This window comes from Sphingobium sp. SJ10-10 (assembly GCF_036038995.2).
In the GTDB taxonomy this organism is placed as follows: domain Bacteria; phylum Pseudomonadota; class Alphaproteobacteria; order Sphingomonadales; family Sphingomonadaceae; genus Sphingobium.
Window position 1 is genome coordinate 1,858,750 of sequence record NZ_CP158132.1, and the last position, 22,400, is coordinate 1,881,149.

Below are 22,400 nucleotides of genomic sequence, written 5' to 3' on the forward strand. Positions count from 1 at the left end.
CTTACTGGCCCAGCTTTTCGGCGGGAATGACTTTTTCCACGCGAGCTTGCGGCTTTTCGCCGCCGCGTGACCAGAGCAAGGCAAGGATCGCGACCAGCACGACGACCGCGATGATCGGAATGATTGGCAGGGAAAGGCCGCGACGACGGCGCGAGCTGCCTTCAAAACTGCTGTAGGAACGGTTGCGCTTCATGAGTCCTGTTCTGGCCGGGCCAAAGCTTAAGGAAAGTTGCGATTTGCCTTGTCGGCGCGGGGATGTATAGCCCCGCTCGCCATGCAGCGAAACAGCAAATCCGCAGCGGCGCGTGCGAAGCGCGGCCCCATCGTCCTGGTGGGCATGATGGGCGTCGGCAAATCGACCGTCGGGCGGCGGCTGGCGGCACGGCTTGGCGTCGGCTTCGTCGATGCGGACGAGGAGATCGAAAAGGCCGCAGGCATGACGATCACCGAAATGTTCGAACGCTATGGCGAGACCTATTTCCGCGACGGCGAGCGGCGGGTGATCGCCAGGCTGATGGACGGCGCGCCCAAGGTGATCGCGACCGGCGGCGGCGCCTTCATGCAGGAAGAGACGCGGACGCTGATCCTGGAACATGCGCTGGCGATCTGGCTCAATGCCGATATCGATACGCTGGTCGATCGGGTGTCGCGCCGCGAGGGACGGCCGCTGCTGAAGGGCAACGACCCGCGCGCGGTGCTGACCGAACTCGCCGCCATCCGCAATCCGGTTTACGCGCTTTGCCCCATTCATGTGAAAAGCGCTGCCGCGCCGCATGACGTGGCGGTCGACAGCATCATGGAGCAGCTTTCCCAATGGCAATAGTCAGCGTCGCGCTCGATGCGCGCAGTTACGATATCGTGATCGAACAGGGCGCGCTGGACCGGGCGGGCGCGCATCTGGCGGGCTATGCGCGGAAAGGCAGGCTGGTGGTCGTCACCGACGCGCATGTCGCCAAGGCGCAATTGCCCCGGCTGGAGGCCAGCCTGCGCGCCGCCAATGTCGCGGTCGAGCCGGTCATCCTGCCGCCGGGCGAGCAGACCAAGAGCTGGCGTCATCTGGAGGAATTGCTCGACGCGCTGCTGGCGCTGGAGATCGAGCGCGGCGACCATGTGGTGGCGCTGGGCGGCGGCGTGATCGGCGATCTGGTGGGCTTTGCCGCCTCGATCCTGAAGCGCGGCTGCCATTTCATCCAGGTGCCGACGACGCTGCTGGCGCAGGTCGACAGTTCGGTCGGCGGCAAGACCGCGATCAATGCGCGGGCAGGCAAGAATCTGATCGGCAGCTTCTACCAGCCTGCGCTGGTTCTGATCGATCCGTCGACGCTGGATACGCTGCCGGTGCGCGAAACGCGGGCGGGCTACGCCGAGGTCGTGAAATATGGCCTGATCGACGACCCCGACTTCTTCGCCTGGTGCGAGACGGAGGGAGATAAGCTGCTCGCCGGTGACGCCGACGCGCGCGAATATGCGATCGAGCGCAGCGTCGCCGCCAAGGCGAAGATCGTGGGTGAGGACGAGCGGGAAACCTCCGGGCGCCGGGCGTTGCTGAACCTGGGGCATACTTTCGGCCATGCGCTGGAGGCGGATACGGGCTTTTCCCAAACCCTGCTTCATGGCGAGGGAGTCGCTGCGGGGATGGCGCTGGCCTTCCGCTATTCGGCGCGGCTGGGATTATGTACGACGGAAGATGCGGAACGGGTGACGGCGCATCTGAAGGCCATGGGCTTGCCTTATGATCTCACCAGCGCGCATGTCACGGCGGACGGCGCGGCGCTGGTCGCGCATATGCTGCACGACAAGAAGATGGCAGCGGGCACCCTGCCATTCCTGCTGGCGCGGGGGATCGGCAAGACCTTCCTGTCGAAGGATGTGGCGCTTGATGATGTCGCCGCATTCATGGACGAGGATCGGGCGGCGGCTTAGGGCCAATCGACATTCAGATGATGACGTGCCGAAAATGGTGGTTTTTCGTGACCCTTGAAGCGAGTCACGTGCCTCGCTTCAACGCAGCGTACTAAAAGTACGTGAGCAGCGGAAGTACGGAAAAGCGTCATTTGCAGGCCGTCAGGGCTGAATGTCGATTGGCCCTAACGCCGAGGCGGGAATGTCTGCCAAGGGCGGACGCGGACGTTAGCCCCTGTCCCACTGGGAGAGGAAGGGTCTGCAATTGGCCAAAAACCGAACAATCGCGATCATCGTACGATCCAACACAAAAGGGCGCCGCCAACTGGCCGCGCCCTCCTGCATCTCGCTGATCCGACCTTAAGCCCCTGCAGGCGAAGGGTCGCCAAAAGGCCCCTTGCGACGCCGGGTCTTCGGGATGGAAGACCCCGCCGCCGGTATCACCGAAGGCTTGATCGTCGTGCCGTCGTCGCGGGTGATCTCACCCTTGTCGAGCAGCGTCTTAATCTCCTCGCCGCTCAGCGTCTCATATTCCAGCATCGCGTTGGCGAGCAGGTGCAACTGGTCCTCATGACCCGTCAGCACTTCTTGCGCCCGCGCATAGCCCTGTTCGACCAGCCCGCGAATTTCCTTGTCGATCAGCTTTGCCGTCTCGTCCGACATATGGACGCGCTGGCTCTGCGAATAGCCAAGGAAGGTTTCGCCCTGCTGCTCCTCATATTGCAGCGGCCCCAGCTTGTCCGACATGCCCCATTGGGTGACCATGTCGCGCGCCAGCTTGGTGGCGTACTGGATGTCGCCCGAAGCGCCCGACGACACCTTGTCGTAACCGAAGATGATCTCCTCGGCCACGCGCCCACCCATGGCGACGGCCATGTTCGCGTGCATCTTGTCGCGATGATAGCTGTAGCTGTCCCGCTCCGGCAGACGCATCACCATGCCCAGTGCACGACCGCGCGGGATGATCGTCGCCTTGTGGATCGGGTCGGACGCCGGTTCATGAACCGCTACGATGGCATGACCCGCCTCATGATAAGCGGTCATCTTCTTCTCGTCGTCGGTCATGACCATGGAGCGACGCTCGCTGCCCATCATGACCTTGTCCTTGGCCGCCTCAAACTCGTCCATGGCGACCAGACGCTTACCCCGGCGGGCTGCCATCAAAGCCGCCTCATTGACGAGGTTCGCCAGATCGGCACCCGAGAAACCGGGCGTACCCCGCGCAATGGTGCGCGGATTGACGTCCGGCGCCAACGGCACCTTCTTCATGTGGACGGCCAGAATCTTCTCACGGCCCTCGATATCCGGGCGCGGCACCACGACCTGACGGTCGAAACGGCCCGGACGCAGCAAAGCGGGGTCCAGCACGTCGGGGCGGTTGGTCGCCGCAACGATGATGATGCCCTCATTGGCCTCGAAACCGTCCATCTCGACCAGAAGCTGGTTCAGCGTCTGCTCGCGCTCGTCATTGCCGTTGCCCAGGCCCGCGCCGCGATGGCGGCCCACGGCGTCGATTTCGTCGATGAAGACGATGCAGGGCGCGTTCTTCTTCGCCTGCTCGAACATGTCACGCACACGAGAGGCGCCGACACCGACGAACATTTCGACGAAATCGGAACCCGAAATGGTGAAGAAAGGCACGCCCGCCTCACCCGCAATGGCGCGGGCCAGCAGCGTCTTGCCAGTACCGGGCGAGCCGACCAACAATGCGCCTTTGGGAATCTTGCCGCCCAGCCGCGCGAACTTGGTAGGATCCTTCAGAAATTCAACGATTTCCTGCAATTCCTCGCGGGCTTCATCGATGCCCGCGACGTCATCAAAGGTCACCTTCCCATGCTTTTCGGTCAGCAGCTTGGCCTTCGACTTGCCGAAGCCCATGGCACCGCCCGCGCCGCCGCCCTTCTGCATCTGGCGCAGCACGAAGAAAGCGATGCCCAGGATCAGCAGGAACGGCAGCGACTGGTAGATCAGGATCATCCAGAAGCTCGGCTGCTCCTCCGCCTGGCCGGAATATTTGACATTATAATCGTCCAGCAGGCCCGTGAGGCCCGGATCGTTCACCGGAACGGTGCTGAACTTCTGCCCGCTGGTCAGCGTGCCGGTGATCCGGTCGGTGGCGACCGCAACGTCCTTGACCTGCCCTTCCTGCACCTTGGCGCGGAATTCGGAATAGGCGATGCCCGTCCCGGCGCTGGACGCCGTGCGGCTGTCGAACATCGAGACGAAGAGCAGCAGGGCGACAATCACCCCTGCCCAAATCATCGCGCTCTTGATCCAGGGGTTACCCTGCGGGTCCTTCTCGTCGTTCATTCAGCACTCTCTTTCACCCGGCAAGATAGGGTGCCGCAGCAAAATCGCAAGCAGAGCCGCATGCGCAGCCGCCGTTCAGCCGCCGACAAATTGCGACAGGGCAATATAGGCCAGGATCACCGCGACCCCGGCCGACAGACCACAGAGCATATAGCCCGTATAAAGCAGCATCGGCGGATGGGGTCTTTCCATCCTGTGATTGCGCTGCGCCGCCGAAAGAATGACACTGGCCAGCAGGCCATAGGTCACTGCCGCAAATTCAAACATGAATCGAAAATTCCCACGCTCAACTCAGCTTCATTAACCAGCATAGGCGTTAAGGAAAGGTCATTGCGCGCCCTCAAATCGACGGATTGTGGGAGTCCCGCGCCAGACCGTGGAACCTTTCCGTAACGATCCTTCACTGCCACCGGCGCTGCGGCGCGACTTTCAGGGTCCAGCGGTCCCCGCCCTTCAAAATGAGTCGGCCGATGCTCATCTTCTCGCCCCGGCGCGCCGCCGCGATCAGCCTGTCGATCGCCTCCCCACGCGGCGGCACCGCGTCCGGCTGCAACCGCTCTACCATCCGCAGGAGCAACCGGCGCAGCAGTTCACGCGGCAAGTCCGTCCGGTCCAGCGCCAGCCCATCCCCGTCCGGCAGGACATGGCGCGCCTCAAGGCCGTCGACCATCCACTCCAGCGCTTCCTCCGCCTCCGCCAGCGCCGCTGCGCTGCGCCCCGCCGCGGCCACGTCGATCCAGTCCACCCCGCTCAGCGCCGTGCGCAAGGTAGCCCTATCGAAGCGCGGATCGCTGTTCGAGGGATCATCAACATGCGGCAGGTCGCGCTCCAGCGCATAGGCAAGCAGGTCCGCCTTGCGCACCCCCAGCAAGGGCCGGAGCACCGCCCCCTGCCGCGCCCGCACGCCCGCCAATCCGCCGACGCCAGCGCCACGGTTGAGCCGCATCAGCAGCGTTTCCAACTGGTCGTCGGCATGATGCGCCGTCAGCAGCCAGTCCAGCCCGCGCTCGACCCGCCACCGTTCCAGCAACGCATAGCGCTGCGCCCGCGCCCAGCTTTGCACATTGCCCCGAACCGCGCCGTCCGGATGCAACGTCGCATGCGCAATCCCGGCCTGGCCGCACCAGTCCGCCACCATGGCGGCCTCGGCGGCAGAAGCGTCGCGCAAGCCATGATCGACCGTCGCCGCCTCGACCCGTCCCGGAAAGGCCCGCGCCGCCAGATCGAGCAAAGCCATGCTGTCCGGCCCGCCGGAAACCGCTACGCCGAAGCGGGCGCCGCCGAAATCCTCCACCAGCGCGCCGACCGCACGGCTCAGTTCCGCTACAAGATCGCCCTCAGCCATGCGGGCTTCAGGCGGTGCACTTGGCCCTGGTCCGGCCCTGGTCCATCATGCCGCGCAGGCCGTTCGACAAGCTCCCCCCATAGACCTGCTCCAGCTCCGCATAGACTTTGCAGGCATCGGCGGGCTTCTTGAGCTGGATCAGCGCTTCGCCCAGATAGGCCAGGCTGTCGGCCGCACGGTCGCCCTTGGGCCGCTTCTGGTAATTTTCATAGAAAGCGACCGACGCCAGCGCCGGCTTGCCATCGTCCAGATAGGCGCGGCCCAGCAGGTTCGCGGCCTTGCTGGCGACCGGACTGCTGCCATATTTGTCGACGGTCGCCTTGAGCTGCGCCTGCGCCTCGGGATAGAATTTCGCGCCCCACAGGCGGAAACCATAGGTATAGGCGTCATCCGCCTCATTGCCCGTCGACGGCCGCTCGATCGCGGCGACGGCGGCCTTGCGCTCCTCGCTCGCGCCACTGGCGGCGGTGCGGGGCGCGGCAGGCCGGGTGGGCGCCGGCGCGACGGATGCCGAGGGACCCATGGCGGGCGGCGGCACCACGGCGGGCGCGGCCTGTTCCGCCTTATAGCGGTTGAACGCATCTTCCAACTGCTTCAATTTGAAGCTGTTTTCCTCGACCTGCCCGGTGATGGAGGCAAGCTGCGATTCCAGTGCATTGACCCGCGCCGTCAGGTCAGCAACCGGCGTCGAGGATGGCGACCCCGGCACCATCGCAGGCGCGGCCGGGCGGGTGATCTCCGCCTCCAGCGGCGCGCCGGCGGGAAACACCTTGCGCTGCACCGCGCGCATTTCCTTTTCCAGCCGGTCGACCCGCACATCGACGCTGACATTCTGGGCCGCGACCGGCGGCGCGAGCGCGATCAGCGCCAGTGCTGCCGTCGCGAAAAAAGCGTTACGCATGATGATCCCCGACTTGAAATTCGGTCTTAACCATAGGGCGATAATCCGCCCGGTAAAGCGCGACTTTGCGCCAAATTCCGCTGAATCGCCCCTGAACGGATCAATCGGCTGCGGCAGGCGCCGGAGCCGGGGCGGCAGGCGCAGGCGTAACCGGCCCACTGGAAACCGGGACACTGGAAACCGGGACAGTGGAAATCGGCGCCGTGGCAGCCGGGGCCGGAGCGCTCCCCGCTGGCCCTGCGCCCGCCGCCGCAGCAGGGGCCGCGCGGGCCAGCAGCGCCTCGGCATTGACCGGCACGTCGGCAATGGTGCGATCCGGCGGCCCCAGCGGCGCGATCTGCTTGCCCCCGACCGTCACGGTCAACGCCTGCGGCCGCCCGGTCAGGATCATCGGATTGCGGGCATTGGCGGGAAGAGTGAAGTTTTCGCCCTTCTTCATCAGCCCGTCCTTCAGCCGTTCGCCAGCCTCATCATAGATGCGCAGCCAGACATCGTCATTGGCGGTGAACACGACCGTCTGCGCCACCGGCGCGGCAGGACGCGCGCCCGCCGCCGGTTTCGCCGTGACGGGAGCCGGCGCAGCCTGCTGCGCGGCAATCTGATCCCCCGTCGGCGGGGTCATCACCTGCGTACGCCACACGGCAAAGCCCGCCACCAGGATCACGACGATGGCCGCCGCAGTCCAGGCCAAAGCGCGCGAGGGCACGCGCGCCGGATCGGCCGGCTCGAACGCTTCATAGCGGTTGCTGCCCAGTTCGGAATTATGCACGGCATTGCGCACATCGGCGGCGATCGCCACCTCGTCCACATCGATGGCGCGGGCATAGGCGCGGGCAAAGCCCACCGCATAGGGAATGCCGGGCAGGGCGGCATAATCGTCTCGCTCGATCGCCTCCAACTGCCGTTGGGCAATGCGCGTACGGGTGGCGACATCCTGTATCGACAGCCCTTGCGCCTCCCGCGCGGCACGCAAACGCGCGCCCGGAGTGTTGGGCTGCTGTTCCGACGCCGCGACGCCGGGTTCCTGTTCAGCTTCTTCTGCCATGCTGCTCCGTGACTTTTGAAGGCCGGCCTTGTCTCATTGCGGGACAGGGATTGTCAACGCCGCGTCGGACCGATCGGGCCGGATGCGCCGCTGCAATCCCATTGGGTCTGCACCTTAATTCAATTCAATAGCATGTTCACCGGCCCAGTCGACCAGGGCCGAACGAATATCCGTAACGCCCTTGTCCAGCAGGTCGCGCATGACCTTGCGCAGTTCCGCCGCATCGAGCGTCCGGATCATCGCCTTGACCGGCCCGACCGAGGCAGGGGTAATCGACAATCGCCTTACGCCCAGGCCGATCAGCGCCATCGCCTCCAGCGTGCGCCCGCCCATTTCGCCGCAAACGCCGACCGGCACCTCATAGGCCTCGCAGGCACGCACCACGCGGTCGAGGAAGCGCAATATGGCGATGCTGAGCCAGTCATAGCGCTCCGCCAGGCGCGGATGCGCGCGGTCGGCGGCGAACAGGAACTGCGTCAGGTCGTTGGTGCCGATCGAAAGGAAATCGAGTTTCGGCAACAGCAGGTCAAGCACTTCGGCCAGAGCCGGCACCTCCAGCATCGCGCCATAGCGGATCGCGACCGGCAGTTTCTTCTTCTGCGCCACCAGCCATTCGCGCTGATGCTCGACCAACGCCCATGCCTGATCATATTCCCACGGTTCGGACACCATCGGGAACATCACGTACAATATCTTGCCCGCCGCGGCCTCCAGCAGGGCGCGGGCCTGCGCCTTCATCAGCCCGTCCCGGTCCAGCGCCAGCCGCAGCGCGCGCCAGCCCATGGCGGGATTATCCTCCAGCTCCTCATCCGCATCGCGCTGCATATAGGGCAGCGCCTTGTCGCCGCCGATGTCGACGGTGCGGAAGATTACCGGCCTGTCCCCCGCCGCATCCAGCACATCGCGATAGAGCCGCTGCTGCTTTTCCCGCTGCGGCAGGGTCGCGGACACCAGGAACTGGAACTCGGTACGGAACAGGCCGATGCCGTCCGCGCCGACAATGTCTAGCGCCTGCGCATCCTCCCGCAGCCCCGCATTGACCATCAACTCGATCCGCTGCCCGTCGGTGGTGACGGACGGCAGATCGCGCATCGCGACGAATTCGGCCCGGCGCTTCTGCGTCACATGCAGCTTGTTCTCGAACGCCTCTTCCATGTCGGGCGTCGGACGGATCAGCAGATTGTTGTCGGCCACATCCATCAGGATCAGGTCGCCTTCATTCAGCAGGTGACGAACATCCCGCACGCGCCCCAGCACCGGCACGCCCATGGCCCGCGCGACGATGGTGACATGGGCGGTCAGCGATCCTTCCTCCAGGATCACGCCCTTCAGGCGCCGCCGGTCATATTCCAGCAGTTCCGCCGGCCCCAGATTGCGCGCGATGAGGATGGCGTCCTGCCGCAGACCGAGTTGCGCCGCCGTCCCCAACTGCCCCGACACGATGCGCAGCAGCCGGTTCGCCATATCCTCCAGATCGTGCATCCTGTCCTGGAGCAGCGGGTCGTCGATCTGCCGCATCCGCATGCGGGTGCGCTGCTGCACCCGCTCGATGGCGGCTTCGGCGGTCAGGCCGCTGTCGATCGCCTCGTTGATCCGCCTGATCCACCCCTCGTCATAGGCGAACATCTTGTATGTTTCGAGCACCTCCTGATGCTCGCCCTCCGTGCCGAACTCGGCCGTGCCGGTCATCCGGTCGATCTGTTCGCGCATCTTGGTGAAAGCGGAAATGACGCGCTGGCGTTCGGCTTCCGTATCCTCCGCAACAGTATGTTCGATATGGACGCGCGGCTGGTGGAACACCGCATGACCCCGCGCCATGCCCATCACCAGTTGCAGCCCATGCAGGATCGACGTTCCCGTGTCCTGCACCCGCGAATCCGCCGGCCCGTCGTCGGCCAGTTCGGCATTGGCGATCAGTTCGGACAGCACCATCGCCACGGTCTGCAGCGCTTCTATCTCCACCTCTTCATAACGGCGCGGCTCGACATGCTGGACGCAAAGTACGCCGATCGCCCGCTCCCGCCGCACGATCGGCACGCCCGCGAAGCTGTGGAACAGCTCCTCCCCCGTTTCGGGGCGATAGCTATAGTCGGGATGCGAGGCCGCTTCGTCCAGGTTGAGCGTCTCGACATTGGTGGCGATCATGCCGACCAGGCCTTCGCCCATCGCCATGCGGGTGACGTGGACGGCTTCCTGCTTCAATCCCCGCGTCGCGAACAGCTCCAGCACCCCTTCGCGCACCAGATAGATGGAGCAGACCTCGCTCGACAGCGACTTCCCGATGATCTCGACCACCTTGTTGAGCTTTGCCTGCGCACTGGTGCGCGCGGCCATGACTTCCTGCAGGCGGATGAGAATCTGGCGGGCGGCGGCGGCGGGCGTGCTGGGCATGTGCCAAGCGCTAACAGATCGCGCGCCCGCTTTCCAAGGCGAATATGTGCGGCTTCGGCGGATTTTCCACCATATGCATAGCGGAAATGGACCCCGATTTCGTTTACAGCCGTAAAATCTCAAAAGTCAGCGAGTCAGGGAGACGAGCATATGGCAGAAATCGACAATAAGGCGTTCGAACAGGATCTGATCGACCGGGGCTATTCCCGCCGCCAGATGGGCAAGGTCGCGGCCTTGCTGGGCGCGGGCGCCGCCGCCCTGCGCGTCACCGGCGCCATGGCGCAGCAAGCCGCCAAGCCGGTCGAGGGCGCGGTTCGCATCGGCGCCAATGAATGCTGGACCGGCCCCTTCCCCGTCGCTGCGGAAGCCGCCTTCAAGCTGGTGCAGGAGGGCAATCGCTACGAACCCAATGACGAACATGCCAAGTTGTTCGCCGCCGTCGCCGCCGTCGAAGGCATCCCGGCCGATCGCATCACCGCCTGGCCCGGCTCCAGCGACCCGCTGAGCCGCGTCGCCGTCGCTTATGCCTCGCCCTCGCGGGGCATCGTCACCGGCAACCCTGCCTATGAAGCGATCTGGCGCACGGGCGACTGGCTGGGCGCCAAGGTGACGAAGGTGCCGCTCACCAAGGATTATGCCCATGACGTGAAAGCGATGCTGGCGGCCGATCCCAATGCGGGCGTCTATTATATCTGCTCGCCCAACAATCCGACCGGCACAATGACGCCGCTGGCCGATATCCAGTGGCTGGCCGACAACAAGCCCAAGGACGCGATCCTGGTCGTCGACGAAGCCTATATCCACTGGTTCGACGGCCCGAACGCAGCGAAGATGGCCGCGACCCGTGACGACGTGCTGATCCTGCGCACCTTCTCCAAATTGTTCGGCATGGCGGGGATGCGGCTGGGCCTTACCTTCTCCAGCCCGGCGATCATGGAAAAGATGATGCGCTATGACGGGGGACAAGTGACGGCGATGCTGCCGATGACCGCCGTCGCCTGCGGCACGGTGTCGGTGGCCCAGGCCGATCTGATCAAGCAGCGCCGCGCCGAAATGGTCGCCGCCCGCGAAATGGCCATCACCCATCTCAAGAAGAAGGGGATCAAGGTCATTCCGGGCAGCCAGGCCAATATGTTCATGGTCGATTGGGGCAAGCCCGCCAAGGACATGCAGACCGCGATTCTGGCCGAAAAGGTGCAGATCGGGCGCAACTGGCCGATCTGGCCCAATGTGTCCCGCGTGTCGGTCGGCTCAGCGGAAGAGATGAAGGCCTTCTGCGATGCCATCGACAAGGTCTGGAAGGCCTGATCGGTTAGCTTTTGCCGCATTCTGCGAGCCGTCGGCTGTCCAGCCGACTTCAGAATGCTCAGTAACCGCATAAAATTTCGAGAATCGGGGGCGGCGCATTGTGGAAATGCGCCGCCCTTTTCGTTTCTCCCCGTGGAATATGCGCAGTTGTGGAACAACAAGGGGAACAGACGACATGACCATGATGTTGGAAAAACACGCCCGCGAAGACCTGATCGAACGGGGCTATTCCCGCCGCACGATCGGCAAGATTTCCGCCCTGATGGCGGCCGGGGCAGCAGCCGGCAACCTGCTGATCCAGCCTGCCTTCGCACAGCAGCAGGCCGCTCGCGGCATCAAGGGCGCGGTCCGCATCGGCTCCAACGAATGCTGGACCGGCCCCTTCGAACCCGGCGTCCAGGCCGCCGCCAAGGCCGCTGCGGTCGGCAACTGGTACGACCCGGACAATTACAAGGGCGACCTGATCGCCACCGTCGCCAAGGTGGAGGGCATTCCGGAATCGCACGTCATGTTGTGGCCGGGTTCGGGCGGTCCGCTGGTCAGCACGGTCGCGGCTTTCTGCTCGCCCACCAAGGGTCTCGTCACCGCCGATCCGACCTTCGAATCCGCCTGGCGCACAGCCGATTATCTGAAGGCGCCCATCGCCAAGGCGCCGCAGGCCATCGGCAAGGGCCATGACGTCAAGGCGATGCTGGCCGCCAACCCCAATGCGGGCCTCTACTATATCTGCTCGCCCAATAATCCGACCGGCACCGTGACGCCGCTGGCCGACATCGAATGGCTGCTCGCCAACAAACCCGCAGATTCTATCCTGCTGGTCGACGAAGCCTATATCCACTTCTCCGAAGCGCAGAGCGCGGCGAAGCTGGTCGCGGGCCGCAAGGACCTGATCGTCATGCGGACCTTCTCGAAGCTGTTCGGCATGGCGGGCGTGCGCCTGGGGCTTACCTTCGCGGACCCGGAAATCCAGAAGCGCATCGGCCTGTTCGGACCCACGGCGGGCGGCCTGTCGATCACGGCCATGGCCTGCGGCAATGCGGTCTATCCCGAAGCCGGGCTCATCAAGGCCCGCCGCGCAGAGATGATCGCAAACCGTGAGGAAACCATTGCCTGGCTCACCAAGAAGGGGATCGAAGTGCATCCCGGCAGCCAGGCCAATATGTTCATGGTGAACTGGAAGACCAAGACCGCCAAGGAGATTCAGACCGCCCTCCTGGCCACGCCGGAAAAGGTGCAGATCGGCCGCGCCTGGCCGATCTGGCCCACCGTCTCACGCGTCACCGTCGGGTCGGCGGACGACATGGCCAAGTTCTGCGCCGCCGTGGAGAAGGTTTACAAGGCCTGATCGGCCCGCCGCGCTAAACAGGAAAGGGCGTCCAGCATATCGGACGCCCTTTTTTTAGTCATTTCGTTTCAGGCACTGGCGGCAGATGTTTCGCACAGCGCCTTGAATTGCTCGGCCATCTGGTCCCAGCCCGGATGAAATCCCATTTCCTTGTGCTTTTCCAGCGCCTCGGCATCCCAATGGCGCGCGGCCGCGGTAAAGCGCGTCCCCTCCCCCTCATCGGCAAAGCTCCAGATCGCCGTCATGAAGGGCGTTTGCGGAATCCATCCCGAAGCATAGGCATCGGTCGTCACGACCTTCTCCTGCGGCACCACCTCCAGGATGATCCCTTCCATCGGCCCCGTATCCTCGCCATCGGGACCGAACATGCGCACCGCGCTGCGTCCGCCCGGCCGCAGAACCTCCTCTATCACCTCGGCGCGCCAGGGCTTGGGGCAGAACCATTCATCCTTCAGGTCCGTCCACACTTTCCATACGATTCCGCGCGGTGCGGCGATATGGCACGTCACCGACAGTTCGAACTCCGCCACGGTCATGGCAATTTTCCCTCGAAAGCCGCCTTCATCCGGGCGGTATCCAGCTTCTGCATCGTCATCATCTCCGTCATCATCCGCTGGATGCCCGGCCGGTCGCCGGTCTTGTAGAGGTCCATGATCTCCTGGGTCACCAACTGCCAGGACAGGCCATATTTGTCCTTCAGCCAGCCGCACGGCCCCGGCGAACCGCCATCGGCGGTCAAGGCGTCGAAATAACGATCGATCTCCGCCTGATCCTTGCAGGAAACGGACAACGACACCGCCTCGGTAAAGCCGAACTTCGGCCCGCCGTTGAGCGCCTGATAGCTGTCCCCGAACAGGGTGAATTCGACCAGCAGCACATCCCCGCCCTTGAACGGGCTGGGGCTGGGATTGTCATCAGGATAGCGGCTGATGAAATCCACCGACCCGCCGAAGATCGAGACGTAGAAGCGCGCAGCCTCCTCCGCCTGCCCGTTATACCACAGGCAGGGTGAAATTTTTGACATGGTTCCTCTCCCTATCCCTCGGCCGAGCGCATGCCCACCAGCGCGAACATCGCGCCCTGCGGATCGGTCGCCTGGATGATCCAGGCGCCGCCCGGCACCTCCATCGGCCCATTCAGCACGGCGCCGCCGCCAGCCTTCACCTTCTCCGTCGCGGCGTCGATATCCGGCACGACGAAATAGAAAAGCCACGCCGGAACGGGCACTTCCTTGGGACGCGGCATGATGCCGCCGGTCATGCTCTGGAAGTCGGTGCCGCCGGTCTGGGAGACAAGCTGATAGCTGCCCATCTCGCCCATATCCATGGCCTCGCCCTTCGCCCATCCGAACTGGCCCGTGTAAAAGGCCAGATCGGCGTCGAAATCGCCGCTATACAGTTCATGCCAGCCGACATGCCCGTTCGCCATGGGGGACGGCGCGTCCATCCCGTCAGGGCTGGAACCCTTGAGCAGCATGAACACGGCTCCGCCCGGATCGGCCATCACCGCGAAACGCCCGACGCCCGGAATATCCTCCGGCGCCCGCTTCAAGGTTCCCCCAGCCTCGGTCAGCCGCTTCGCATCGGCGTCCACATCGGCAGAGCCGACATAGCCGCCCCACCAGGGCGACATGCCGCAGTCCCTGGCTTCCGCCGGGATCGCCATGATCCCGCCCATCGGCCCTGCACTGCCCGAAATCACCTTATAGTCATGACCACCGCCAAAGGCCTGCGCGGTCCAGCCGACGATGCCGCCATAAAAGGCGATCGCCGCCTGGGGATCGCTGGTCATGAGTTCATACCAGAAGAATTTGCCGTTCAGATCGGTCATCCCAGCCTCCTCAAGCCTTGGCGTCCAGCAGCACCTCAAACCCGCCATAGATCAGCCGCGCGCCGGAAAAGGGCATGTCCTCCCCTTCCTTGGGCTGCATCCGCGGGTCGTTCATGACTTTCTCCGCGCCCGCGTCACGTGTTTCCTTGTCGGGCCATTCGATCCAGGAAAAGACGACCTCCTCATCCTCCTCCGCAATGACGGCGGTACGGAAGTCGTTGACCTTCCCCGGCTTGATGTCGTTCGCCCAGCATTCGACGATCCGCAGCGCGCCATGTTCGATGAAGATCGGCGCGGCATAGGCCGCCACTTCCCTATACCGCTCCTTGTTCCCTTTGGGCACCGGGATCACGAAACCGTCCATATAGCTCATCGCATCTCTCCTCAGAAAAGGCAGAGTTCAGGCGGCCGCTTCCTTATTGGCCGCCAGCGCCGCTTCCATATCCATCCACGCCACTTCCCAGATATGGCCGTCCAGATCGGCAAAGTTGCGGCCATACATGAAACCATGGTCCTGCCGCGGATTGGGCTCCGTCCCGCCCGCCGCCAGCGCCTTGTCCGCCGTCGCATCGACATCCGCCCGGCTCGCTTCGCTCAACGCCAACAGCACCTGCGCGGTTTCATGCGCATCGGGAATCTTGCGCGGCGTGAAGCTCGTGAACCGCTCATGCGTCAGCAGCATGACATGGATGCTTTCCGAAAAGCTCAACATCTGCGCGCTGTCATCGGCAAAATCATTGTTCCGGACCGCGCCCACCGCCTCATAGAAGGCGATCGAGGCAGGCAGGTCCGTCACCGGCAGATTCACGAAAATCATCTTGGGAGCGGGGGCGTTCGACATCACACATCTCCTCGGGATTATCCGTTGCAGGGTCGTCGATGCGACTCACTGGCTTGAACTTCATGCACTCGCAAATTATCTTATACAACTTATAAGTTATAAAAAATAACCAAAGGCGCAGGCGATTGAAAAAACGGGCATATCAGGATGGCTGCGCGACGGCCCATGCGCTGGACCTGATCGGGGACCGATGGGCTCTCCTCATCATGCGGGAATTGATGCTCGGCCCCAAGCGCTTCACCGATCTGCGCGCCAGCCTGCCCGGAATCAGCGCCAATGTGCTGACGCAAAGGCTGGAGGAGCTGGAGGCCACCAGCATCCTCATCCGCCGCCGCCTGCCCCCGCCCGCCGCCAGCCAGATCTATGAGCTGACGCAATGGGGCCGCGAGTCGGAAATATTGTTCCAGGTGCTGGGCCGCTGGGCCTCCCGCTCGCCCACGATGCAACCGGGCATGCCGATGAGCAACGTGTCGGTGATCCTGTCGCTGCGCACCATGATCGACCGCGGCCGCATCGGTGATTTGAACGCCACCATCGGCCTGCGCTTCGGGGAGGAGGAATTCCGCCTGATCCTGAAGGACGGCGATTTCACGGCCGAGCGCGGCGAAGCGGCCGGTGCGGACGCGATCCTGTCCGGCGACCGCAATGCGCTGGCCGCCGTGATCTATGGCGATCTCACTTTTGAGGATGTCGCGGACGCGCTTCAGGTGGAGGGAGACAAGGCGTTGGCAAGGCGCTTCGTCCGCCTCTTCCCCTTGCCCTCCAAAGCGCCTTCGACGGTCACGCCAGCTTCTTGAGGACCAACCCACCCAGGATCAGGACGGCGTAGACATTCTCCGCTCAATGCCCCGCGTTCAAAATCCCGAACACCTGCGCAAACTCGCCGCGCCGCTCCGCATCGCGCAGGAACTTCACCCGCTCGACGCAGATTTCCTCCAGGGCAGGCTCCTGCCCCAGCAGGCCCATGACCTCCGCGATATACGCATCCAGAGGCATCATCTGCGGATTTTCCGCATGGCCCGGCATCAGGTCGGTCTGCACGCCCGGCGGGGCCAGTTCGATCACCTCTACACTGGTGCCCTTGAGCTGTTCGCGCATCGACAGCGACCAGCTATGGAGCGCCGCCTTGGTCGCGCTATAGGTCGGCGTCGCCGCCAGCGGGACAAAGGCCAGTCCCGACGTCACCGTCATCAGCGTCGCGACGGGCTGCGCCAGCAAATGCGGCAGCAAAGCATGGGTCAGCCGGATCGGCCCCAGCAAATTGGTCGCGATGGTGGCCTCTGCAACGGCCAGGTCGATCCGATTCTCCACCGTCATGATCCCGGCATTATGGATCACGACATTGAGCGCCGGGAAATCCGAAACCACCTTCCCGGCAAAGGTTGCGATCGCTTCGGGATTTTCCATATCGACGGTCAGGGCCGCCATGCCCGGATGCTCCGCGACCACGGCATCCAGCGCCGCCTGCCGCCGCCCCGCGATGATGACCTGGTTGCCCGCTGCGTGGAATTCATGCGCCAGCGCAGCGCCGATACCCGAACCGCCGCCGGTGATGAGGATGGTGTTGCCGCTCTTCTGCATGGGTCGTCTCCTGTAAAGCCATGGTGTGAACCGCAATTTAGGGTTACGCTCTCTTTTGGAAAGAAGGCACCGCGAAGTGCCATACATACTCGAAGGTAAGAAATGGCAAATCCGTTGGAAAAACGCTTCGCTCCCGATCAGATCGCTGAAGCGGAAAGCTTCATCGACACCAATCCCGAAGCGCCGCTCGACCCGCGAATCGAGCGGCTGGTGAATGATCTGATCGGCCGCATCGCTGACAAATGGACGCTGCTGGTCCTCGAACTGCTGGAGGAAAAGGGCACGCTGCGCTTCACCCGCATCGCGCAGCAGGTGGAGGGCATCAGCCAGAAGATGCTGACCCAGACGCTGCGCCAGATGGAACGCGACGGCCTCCTCACCCGCACCGTCCATCCAGTGGTGCCACCTCGCGTCGACTATGCCCTGACCCCATTGGGCGACAGTCTCAGCGCCGCCTTTTGCGGCGTCTGGGTCTGGGCAGAGCGCAATCTGGACGCGGTAGAGGAATCCCGCCGCCGCTTCGACGCGCGCGACTGACGGGCTAAAGCATTCTGAAATCGGCTGGAACAGCCGATGGCTCGCAGAATGCGGAAAACAAAAGATAATGAGAACGCGCTGCGCTCAATCAGACGCAGGGCGCGCGCTCTAATTCCTTGTGGTCGCATCCTTTTAAGCGGAAAATCGGTTCCCACTTTTCCGCACGATGCTCTATTGCACGGGAATGAAGGTTTCCCGCATCGGCGTCAGCGGAAAGGTCGGCACCTCGACCCGTACCGGCGCGCCCCGCGCCATGGCCGAAGGCGGCGTCACCGGGGCGGCGGGAACGAAACCGGACGCCACTTCCTTGGGCGGCGTGGGCGGCGGCGGCAGCGGCGTGGGCGACACCACCACCGTCACCGTGCCGCCGAAGCGCGACTGCCACTCGGCCAGGCGCCGCAGATAATCGGCATAGGCCGCGTAGAAATCCTGGAACGGCTTTTCGAGCGCCGTGAGCGCCTCTGGCGCATAGGCCAGCAACTGGTTCGACGGCATCGCCAGCACCTTCGCCCCCACTTCGATCGCGACAGGGCAGAAGCTTTTCGTCACTGGCGGCAGGGCGAAAAAATTATAAACGACGGTATTCAGCAACTCCCGCGCCTTGAGCCCGCCCGTGCCGTAAGCAACCAGATAATTGCGGTCGACGGCCGCATTCGCCTCCCGCAGCGCCGCCTCATGCACATGCAATATCTGATTATACTGGATGCGCGCCGGTTCGTAGACGCCATGGCAGGAGAGCGCCGCGACGTTCAGCGCCATGCGCACATGCCAAAGCGCGGTATTGGCCGTCACTCCGCGATTGGGCGTCAGATATTTGCCGTCGTCGCCCACTTCCGGAATGCTCATCTCCTCGACCGCGCCCATGGGCGGCAGGGGCTTGATCGTCGGCACCACCGGGGGCGGCGGCGTGGGCGGCGGCGCCTTCTCGGGCGTGGAACAGCCAGCGATCAGCGCGAGCGCCGTGACAGATGCAAGCTCATGAAAACGGCGAACGACGGTACGCAACGGCACCCTTACATCCCTTTGGTCATTATCCGGACAGAACAAACTCATGGCAAAGCCATGCGTTCCTGACGACCGGAACGGAACCCGGCCCATCCGGCAAGGGATTCATTTCATCCCGCCGCTTCCCTGCACAAGAACAGGGTCGGCGTGAACAACCCTAGCCGCGCCGCTCCAGCGCCACCGCCGCTTCGTCCATCAACTGGGCGATGATGTCGGTCACCGACTCTTCCTTGGACACCATACCGACCGACTGCCCGGCCATCAGCGATCCGCCCTCGACATCGCCGTCGATCACCGCGCGGCGCAGCGCGCCCGCCCAATAATGTTCGATCTGGAGCTGCGCCTCGCCCATGTCGACCGCTCCGCTGTCCAGCAGATTGGCAACCTCGCGCTGCTTGGCGGTAAAGGCCTCGGTCCCGGCATTTTTGAGCGCGCGGACGGGAATGACCGGCAGTCGCGGATCGATCTGCACGCTGGCGATCGCATCGCGTGCCGAAGCGCGGAAGAAAGCCTTTTTGAAGTTGGGATGCGCAATGCTCTCGCTCGCGCAGGCAAAGCGGGTGCCAAGCTGCACGCCCGCCGCGCCCATTTCCAGATAGCCCGCGATCAGCTCGCCGCGCCCGATTCCGCCCGCGACGAACACCGGAAGCTGCGCCGCCATTTCGGGCAGGATTTCCTGCGCCAGCACGCTGGTGGACACCGGACCGATATGGCCGCCCGCCTCCATGCCCTCGATCACCAGCGCATCGACGCCCGACCGTGCCAGCTTCTTCGCCAACGCCAGCGCCGGCGCGAAGCAGATCAGCTTCGCGCCTTTCGCCTTGATCGCCTCGATGCTGCCCTTGGGCGGCAGGCCGCCTGCCAGCACCACATGCCCGACCTCATGCTTCGCGCAGACATCGATCAGTTCGAACAATTGCGGGTGCATGGTGATGAGGTTCACGCCGAAGGGCTTGGAGGTCAGCGCCTTGGTCGCCGCAATTTCCTTGTCGAGCAGGTCCGGCGTCATGGCGCCACAGGCGATCACGCCGAAGCCGCCCGCATTGGAAATGGCCGCCACCAGATGCCGTTCCGAAACCCAGCTCATCGCCCCGCACATGATCGCGACGTCGCAGCCCAGAAATTCGGTGCCGCGGGCCATCAGGGATTGCAGTTTCGTCTTGCTCATTCTTGTTCCCGTCATCCCCGCGAAGGCGGGGATCCATCTCCCGGCGTCGTGACCGGGGATGGCGTTGGAGATGGATTCCCGCCTTCGCGGGAATGACGACGTTAGTAAAGAGGCTTACGCGACCGGCGCGTCCAGCCCATAAGCGGTATGCAGCACGCGCACCGCCAGTTCGGTCTCATCCTCGTCGATCAGCACCGACACCTTGATCTCGCTGGTCGAGATGGCGAGGATGTTGATCCCGCGATCGGCCAGCGACTTGAACATGGTCGAAGCCACGCCCGCATGGCTCTTCATGCCCACGCCGACCACGGAAACCTTCGCCACCTTGGTATCCGGGATCACCCGGTTGAAGCCGATCACGTCCTTCTGGCTCTCCAGCACGTCCAGCGCGCGGGCCAGGTCCGCGCCGGGCACGGTGAAGGTCACATCGGTCTCGCCCTTGTCGCGGCCGACATTCTGGATGATCATGTCGACATTGATCGCGGCATCGGCCAGCGGCCCGAAGATGTGCGCCACGGCGCCCGGACGATCCGGCACGCGGGTCAGGGTGATCTTCGCCTCATTCTTGTCATGGGCGATGCCGGTGATGAGCTGACGTTCCATCTTGTCTTCCTTGAGCTTGGCTTCCAGTTCCTCTTCGCTGACGATCAGCGTGCCGGGGAGGTCATCCTGGGTGGGATCATCGAAGGAGGAAAGCACCTGCACGATCACGCCTTCCTTCATGGCGAGACCGACCGAGCGGGTCTGGAGTACCTTGGCGCCGACCGACGCCAGCTCCAGCATTTCCTCATAGGTGACGAGGTCGAGCTTGCGCGCCCGCGCCACGATGCGGGGATCGGTGGTGTAGACGCCATCGACGTCGGTATAGATGTCGCAGCGATCCGCCTTCAGCGCCGCCGCCACGGCCACGGCCGAGGTATCCGATCCGCCACGGCCCAGGGTGGAGATGCGGCCATCCTCCATCATGCCCTGGAAGCCGGGAATCACCGCGACCGTGCCCGATCGCATGGAAGCGAGCAGGTCGTTCGTGTCGATCTCCCCGATGCGCGCCTTGGAATGCGCTTCGTTGGTACGGATCGGCAGTTGCCAGCCGAGCCAACTCCGCGCATCCACGCCCATCGCCTTCAGCGTCATGGCGAGCAGGCCGCTCGTCACCTGCTCGCCGCTGGCGACCACCACGTCATATTCCGCCGGGTCGTAGAGCGGCGAGGCTTCCTTGCAGAATCCGACCAGCCGGTCCGTGTCGCCCGCCATGGCAGAGACGACGACGGCGACTTCATGACCCTGTTCGACGACATGTTTGACTCGCGCGGCCACATTGCGAATTCGCTCCATCCCCGCCATGGAGGTGCCGCCGAATTTCATCACGATGCGCGCCATTTGCTTGTCGAACCCGCCTGCTGAAAAGAAAGAAAATGCCCAATATGGGCACAAAAACGGCGCTCCTATTAGCAGCAGCGGCGAATATGGCAACCTCCCAACCCCCGCACCAGCAAAGCACAGGTGGCGCGGACGTGCGGACGCTGATAGCAGGGAGCCATGGCGAACACCGTTTCCAGCACCATCGATCCCCGCGAAGCCGCGCATTTCGGCAGCATGGCCGCCGACTGGTGGGACCCCAAGGGCAGCAGCGCCATGCTGCACAAGCTCAACCCCGTGCGCCTGCGCTATATTCGTGACGCCATCGACCGGCATTGGCCGGGGCATAGCCACAGCTTTCGACCGCTCGCGGACCGGCGGGCGCTGGACGTCGGCTGCGGCGCGGGGCTGCTCTCCGAACCGCTGGCGCGCATGGGCGCGAAGCTGACGGCGCTCGATGCTGCGGAGGAGAATATCGCCGTGGCGCGCAGCCATGCCGAGGGGCAAGGCCTCTCCATCGACTATCGTGCAACCCCGGTGGAGCAGTTGGAGGAAACCGGCTTCGATCTCGTCACATCGATGGAAGTGATAGAGCATGTCACGGACCCCGCCGCCTTCATCGCCGCGCTGGCGGAAAGGCTGGCGCCCGACGGCCTGCTGATCCTCTCGACGCCCAACCGCACGCCCCTTTCCCGCCTCGCCATGATCACCATTGGCGAAAGCATCGGCGGCATCCCCAAGGGCACCCATGACTGGCACAAATTCCTGAACCCCGACGAACTGACGAAGCTGCTGGAGGACGCCGGCCTGGAAGTCACCGACAGCACCGGCCTCAGCTTCACGCCCGCCAAGGGCTTCATCCTCTCGTCCAACAAGGCGATCAACTATCTGCTGACCGCCCGCCACCGGCAGGGGTGAAGGCGATGGCGGGCGATCCCCGCATCGACGCCTATATCGCGAAGCAGGCCGATTTCGCCCGGCCTATCCTCACCCATTTGCGCGCCCTGGTCCACGCCGCCTCCCCCGATATTGCGGAGGCGGTGAAATGGGGCATGCCCTTCTTCACCTATCGGGATCGGAATCTCTGCAACATGGCCAGCTTCCAGCGCCATGTCGCCTTCGGCTTCTGGCATGACAAGGTGAAGCCGGAGAGCGCCAGCGAAGAAGCCATGGGTCAGTTCGGCCGGATCGAAAGCCTGAGCGACCTGCCCGCCGACACGGACATCACCGCTTTGCTGGCCAAGGCCATGGCGTTGATCGACGCGGGCGACAAGCCGCGCAGCGGCCCGAAGGCGCCGCGTGCGCCGCTCCCGCTGCATCCCGACTTCGCCACCGCCATCGACGCCAATCCGGCTGCGGCCGCCATCTGGGCAAAGTTCACGCCCGGCAAGACCCGGGACTATTGCGAATGGATCAATGATGCCCGGACCGACGAGACGCGCGACAAGCGCATCACCCAAGCGGTGGAATGGATCGCGGAGGGCAAGGGCCGCAACTGGAAATATGAAAAGCGCTGAACATCAGGCAGGACA

General features: G+C 64.0%; 24 protein-coding genes. 8 read left to right on the forward strand and 16 right to left on the reverse strand.

The window, feature by feature from the left end; genetic code table 11:
* Position 1: 1 nt before the first annotated feature.
* A complete protein-coding gene (locus VVT58_RS08945) occupies positions 2-193 on the reverse strand; it encodes a hypothetical protein (protein ID WP_327752730.1) in 192 nt (63 codons plus the stop codon).
* Positions 194-274: 81 nt separating this feature from the next.
* Here VVT58_RS08945 and VVT58_RS08950 point away from each other — a divergent pair, with 81 nt between their 5' ends.
* Positions 275-823 (forward strand): shikimate kinase, encoded by a 549-nt coding sequence (locus tag VVT58_RS08950; RefSeq protein WP_327752786.1) that lies wholly within the window; start codon positions 275-277, stop codon positions 821-823.
* Positions 814-1,923, forward strand: coding sequence for a 3-dehydroquinate synthase (gene aroB, locus VVT58_RS08955; protein ID WP_327752729.1), 1,110 nt, complete (start codon positions 814-816; stop codon positions 1,921-1,923). The genes VVT58_RS08950 and aroB overlap by 10 nt, the downstream gene beginning before the upstream one ends.
* A 339-nt stretch (positions 1,924-2,262) precedes the next feature.
* On the opposite strand, the gene ftsH is transcribed toward aroB, so the two are convergent.
* The 6 genes from ftsH to ptsP all read right to left on the reverse strand — a co-directional run bounded on the left by ftsH (position 2,263) and on the right by ptsP (position 9,894).
* Positions 2,263-4,212 carry an ATP-dependent zinc metalloprotease FtsH gene (ftsH, locus tag VVT58_RS08960; protein ID WP_087574812.1) on the reverse strand — a complete coding sequence of 650 codons (1,950 nt, stop codon included), beginning with the start codon at positions 4,210-4,212 and terminating at the stop codon, positions 2,263-2,265.
* Between the two features lie 75 nt (positions 4,213-4,287).
* Positions 4,288-4,479: a hypothetical protein gene (locus tag VVT58_RS08965; RefSeq protein WP_066555398.1), complete on the reverse strand. Its 192-nt coding sequence runs from the start codon at positions 4,477-4,479 to the stop codon at positions 4,288-4,290.
* 133 nt (positions 4,480-4,612) lie between these two features.
* Positions 4,613-5,557 (reverse strand): tRNA lysidine(34) synthetase TilS, encoded by a 945-nt coding sequence (tilS, locus tag VVT58_RS08970; RefSeq protein WP_327752728.1) that lies wholly within the window; start codon positions 5,555-5,557, stop codon positions 4,613-4,615.
* 7 nt (positions 5,558-5,564) lie between these two features.
* Complete coding sequence (locus VVT58_RS08975) at positions 5,565-6,458, reverse strand: tetratricopeptide repeat protein (protein ID WP_327752727.1); 894 nt, start codon at positions 6,456-6,458, stop codon at positions 5,565-5,567.
* 100 nt (positions 6,459-6,558) lie between these two features.
* Positions 6,559-7,503 carry a RodZ domain-containing protein gene (locus tag VVT58_RS08980; RefSeq protein ID WP_327752726.1) on the reverse strand — a complete coding sequence of 315 codons (945 nt, stop codon included), beginning with the start codon at positions 7,501-7,503 and terminating at the stop codon, positions 6,559-6,561.
* Between the two features lie 114 nt (positions 7,504-7,617).
* The gene (gene ptsP, locus VVT58_RS08985) at positions 7,618-9,894 is read right to left on the reverse strand and encodes a phosphoenolpyruvate--protein phosphotransferase (protein WP_327752725.1); all 2,277 of its coding nucleotides are present in this window, start codon (positions 9,892-9,894) and stop codon (positions 7,618-7,620) included.
* Between the two features lie 150 nt (positions 9,895-10,044).
* On the opposite strand from ptsP, the gene VVT58_RS08990 reads away from it, so the two are divergent.
* Both VVT58_RS08990 and VVT58_RS08995 read left to right on the forward strand, forming a co-directional pair.
* The gene (locus tag VVT58_RS08990; RefSeq protein ID WP_327752724.1) at positions 10,045-11,202 is read left to right on the forward strand and encodes a pyridoxal phosphate-dependent aminotransferase; all 1,158 of its coding nucleotides are present in this window, start codon (positions 10,045-10,047) and stop codon (positions 11,200-11,202) included.
* Between the two features lie 175 nt (positions 11,203-11,377).
* Entirely contained in the window at positions 11,378-12,547 is a 1,170-nt protein-coding gene (locus tag VVT58_RS08995) for a pyridoxal phosphate-dependent aminotransferase (protein WP_327752723.1), read from the forward strand.
* Positions 12,548-12,615: 68 nt separating this feature from the next.
* Here VVT58_RS08995 and VVT58_RS09000 read toward each other — a convergent pair whose 3' ends face one another.
* Genes VVT58_RS09000 through VVT58_RS09020 form a run of 5 tightly spaced genes read right to left on the reverse strand, consistent with a single transcriptional unit; the run spans position 12,616 to position 15,218 of the window.
* On the reverse strand, positions 12,616-13,083 hold the full coding sequence (locus VVT58_RS09000) for an SRPBCC domain-containing protein (protein ID WP_327752722.1): 468 nt from the start codon (positions 13,081-13,083) through the stop codon (positions 12,616-12,618).
* A complete protein-coding gene (locus VVT58_RS09005; protein ID WP_327752721.1) occupies positions 13,080-13,571 on the reverse strand; it encodes a VOC family protein in 492 nt (163 codons plus the stop codon). Before VVT58_RS09005 ends, VVT58_RS09000 begins: the two co-directional genes overlap by 4 nt.
* Before the next feature lie 11 nt (positions 13,572-13,582).
* Positions 13,583-14,377: a VOC family protein gene (locus VVT58_RS09010; protein WP_327752720.1), complete on the reverse strand. Its 795-nt coding sequence runs from the start codon at positions 14,375-14,377 to the stop codon at positions 13,583-13,585.
* Positions 14,378-14,387: 10 nt separating this feature from the next.
* Positions 14,388-14,750 carry a DUF1428 domain-containing protein gene (locus tag VVT58_RS09015; RefSeq protein ID WP_066555377.1) on the reverse strand — a complete coding sequence of 121 codons (363 nt, stop codon included), beginning with the start codon at positions 14,748-14,750 and terminating at the stop codon, positions 14,388-14,390.
* A 27-nt stretch (positions 14,751-14,777) separates the two neighbouring features.
* Entirely contained in the window at positions 14,778-15,218 is a 441-nt protein-coding gene (locus VVT58_RS09020) for a VOC family protein (RefSeq protein ID WP_327752719.1), read from the reverse strand.
* 125 nt (positions 15,219-15,343) lie between these two features.
* Here VVT58_RS09020 and VVT58_RS09025 point away from each other — a divergent pair, with 125 nt between their 5' ends.
* The gene (locus VVT58_RS09025) at positions 15,344-16,015 is read left to right on the forward strand and encodes a winged helix-turn-helix transcriptional regulator (protein ID WP_327752718.1); all 672 of its coding nucleotides are present in this window, start codon (positions 15,344-15,346) and stop codon (positions 16,013-16,015) included.
* A gap of 43 nt (positions 16,016-16,058) precedes the next feature.
* On the opposite strand, the gene VVT58_RS09030 is transcribed toward VVT58_RS09025, so the two are convergent.
* The gene (locus VVT58_RS09030) at positions 16,059-16,799 is read right to left on the reverse strand and encodes an SDR family oxidoreductase (RefSeq protein WP_327752717.1); all 741 of its coding nucleotides are present in this window, start codon (positions 16,797-16,799) and stop codon (positions 16,059-16,061) included.
* Between the two features lie 102 nt (positions 16,800-16,901).
* Here VVT58_RS09030 and VVT58_RS09035 point away from each other — a divergent pair, with 102 nt between their 5' ends.
* Complete coding sequence (locus VVT58_RS09035; protein WP_327752716.1) at positions 16,902-17,336, forward strand: helix-turn-helix domain-containing protein; 435 nt, start codon at positions 16,902-16,904, stop codon at positions 17,334-17,336.
* 171 nt (positions 17,337-17,507) lie between these two features.
* On the opposite strand, the gene VVT58_RS09040 is transcribed toward VVT58_RS09035, so the two are convergent.
* The 3 genes from VVT58_RS09040 to VVT58_RS09050 form a co-directional block, all read right to left on the reverse strand.
* Positions 17,508-18,347, reverse strand: a complete 840-nt coding sequence (locus VVT58_RS09040; RefSeq protein WP_327752715.1) for a hypothetical protein — start codon at positions 18,345-18,347, stop codon at positions 17,508-17,510.
* Positions 18,348-18,498: 151 nt separating this feature from the next.
* The gene (locus tag VVT58_RS09045) at positions 18,499-19,509 is read right to left on the reverse strand and encodes a nitronate monooxygenase (RefSeq protein ID WP_327752714.1); all 1,011 of its coding nucleotides are present in this window, start codon (positions 19,507-19,509) and stop codon (positions 18,499-18,501) included.
* 114 nt (positions 19,510-19,623) lie between these two features.
* The gene (locus VVT58_RS09050; protein ID WP_327752713.1) at positions 19,624-20,889 is read right to left on the reverse strand and encodes an aspartate kinase; all 1,266 of its coding nucleotides are present in this window, start codon (positions 20,887-20,889) and stop codon (positions 19,624-19,626) included.
* Positions 20,890-21,048: 159 nt separating this feature from the next.
* Here VVT58_RS09050 and ubiG point away from each other — a divergent pair, with 159 nt between their 5' ends.
* Positions 21,049-21,786 (forward strand): bifunctional 2-polyprenyl-6-hydroxyphenol methylase/3-demethylubiquinol 3-O-methyltransferase UbiG, encoded by a 738-nt coding sequence (gene ubiG, locus VVT58_RS09055; RefSeq protein ID WP_327752712.1) that lies wholly within the window; start codon positions 21,049-21,051, stop codon positions 21,784-21,786.
* Between the two features lie 5 nt (positions 21,787-21,791).
* Positions 21,792-22,385, forward strand: coding sequence for a YdeI/OmpD-associated family protein (locus VVT58_RS09060; protein WP_327752711.1), 594 nt, complete (start codon positions 21,792-21,794; stop codon positions 22,383-22,385).
* The last annotated feature ends 15 nt before the right edge of the window (positions 22,386-22,400 follow it).

Bases quoted from the DNA above. Each gene is read 5' to 3' on its own strand.
- ptsP (WP_327752725.1), bottom strand. From the start codon at position 9,894: ATGCCCAGCACGCCCGCCGCCGCCGCCCGCCAGATTCTCATCCGCCTG.
- VVT58_RS08945 (WP_327752730.1), bottom strand. From the start codon at position 193: ATGAAGCGCAACCGTTCCTACAGCAGTTTTGAAGGCAGCTCGCGCCGT.
- VVT58_RS09020 (WP_327752719.1), bottom strand. From the start codon at position 15,218: ATGTCGAACGCCCCCGCTCCCAAGATGATTTTCGTGAATCTGCCGGTG.
- VVT58_RS08980 (WP_327752726.1), bottom strand. From the start codon at position 7,503: ATGGCAGAAGAAGCTGAACAGGAACCCGGCGTCGCGGCGTCGGAACAG.
- VVT58_RS09060 (WP_327752711.1), top strand. From the start codon at position 21,792: ATGGCGGGCGATCCCCGCATCGACGCCTATATCGCGAAGCAGGCCGAT.
- VVT58_RS08950 (WP_327752786.1), top strand. From the start codon at position 275: ATGCAGCGAAACAGCAAATCCGCAGCGGCGCGTGCGAAGCGCGGCCCC.
- tilS (WP_327752728.1), bottom strand. From the start codon at position 5,557: ATGGCTGAGGGCGATCTTGTAGCGGAACTGAGCCGTGCGGTCGGCGCG.
- VVT58_RS08995 (WP_327752723.1), top strand. From the start codon at position 11,378: ATGACCATGATGTTGGAAAAACACGCCCGCGAAGACCTGATCGAACGG.
- VVT58_RS08965 (WP_066555398.1), bottom strand. From the start codon at position 4,479: ATGTTTGAATTTGCGGCAGTGACCTATGGCCTGCTGGCCAGTGTCATT.
- VVT58_RS08975 (WP_327752727.1), bottom strand. From the start codon at position 6,458: ATGCGTAACGCTTTTTTCGCGACGGCAGCACTGGCGCTGATCGCGCTC.
- VVT58_RS09035 (WP_327752716.1), top strand. From the start codon at position 16,902: ATGGCAAATCCGTTGGAAAAACGCTTCGCTCCCGATCAGATCGCTGAA.
- VVT58_RS09010 (WP_327752720.1), bottom strand. From the start codon at position 14,377: ATGACCGATCTGAACGGCAAATTCTTCTGGTATGAACTCATGACCAGC.
- VVT58_RS09005 (WP_327752721.1), bottom strand. From the start codon at position 13,571: ATGTCAAAAATTTCACCCTGCCTGTGGTATAACGGGCAGGCGGAGGAG.
- ftsH (WP_087574812.1), bottom strand. From the start codon at position 4,212: ATGAACGACGAGAAGGACCCGCAGGGTAACCCCTGGATCAAGAGCGCG.
- VVT58_RS09050 (WP_327752713.1), bottom strand. From the start codon at position 20,889: ATGGCGCGCATCGTGATGAAATTCGGCGGCACCTCCATGGCGGGGATG.
- ubiG (WP_327752712.1), top strand. From the start codon at position 21,049: ATGGCGAACACCGTTTCCAGCACCATCGATCCCCGCGAAGCCGCGCAT.
- VVT58_RS09030 (WP_327752717.1), bottom strand. From the start codon at position 16,799: ATGCAGAAGAGCGGCAACACCATCCTCATCACCGGCGGCGGTTCGGGT.
- VVT58_RS09000 (WP_327752722.1), bottom strand. From the start codon at position 13,083: ATGACCGTGGCGGAGTTCGAACTGTCGGTGACGTGCCATATCGCCGCA.
- VVT58_RS09015 (WP_066555377.1), bottom strand. From the start codon at position 14,750: ATGAGCTATATGGACGGTTTCGTGATCCCGGTGCCCAAAGGGAACAAG.
- VVT58_RS09045 (WP_327752714.1), bottom strand. From the start codon at position 19,509: ATGAGCAAGACGAAACTGCAATCCCTGATGGCCCGCGGCACCGAATTT.
- VVT58_RS08990 (WP_327752724.1), top strand. From the start codon at position 10,045: ATGGCAGAAATCGACAATAAGGCGTTCGAACAGGATCTGATCGACCGG.
- aroB (WP_327752729.1), top strand. From the start codon at position 814: ATGGCAATAGTCAGCGTCGCGCTCGATGCGCGCAGTTACGATATCGTG.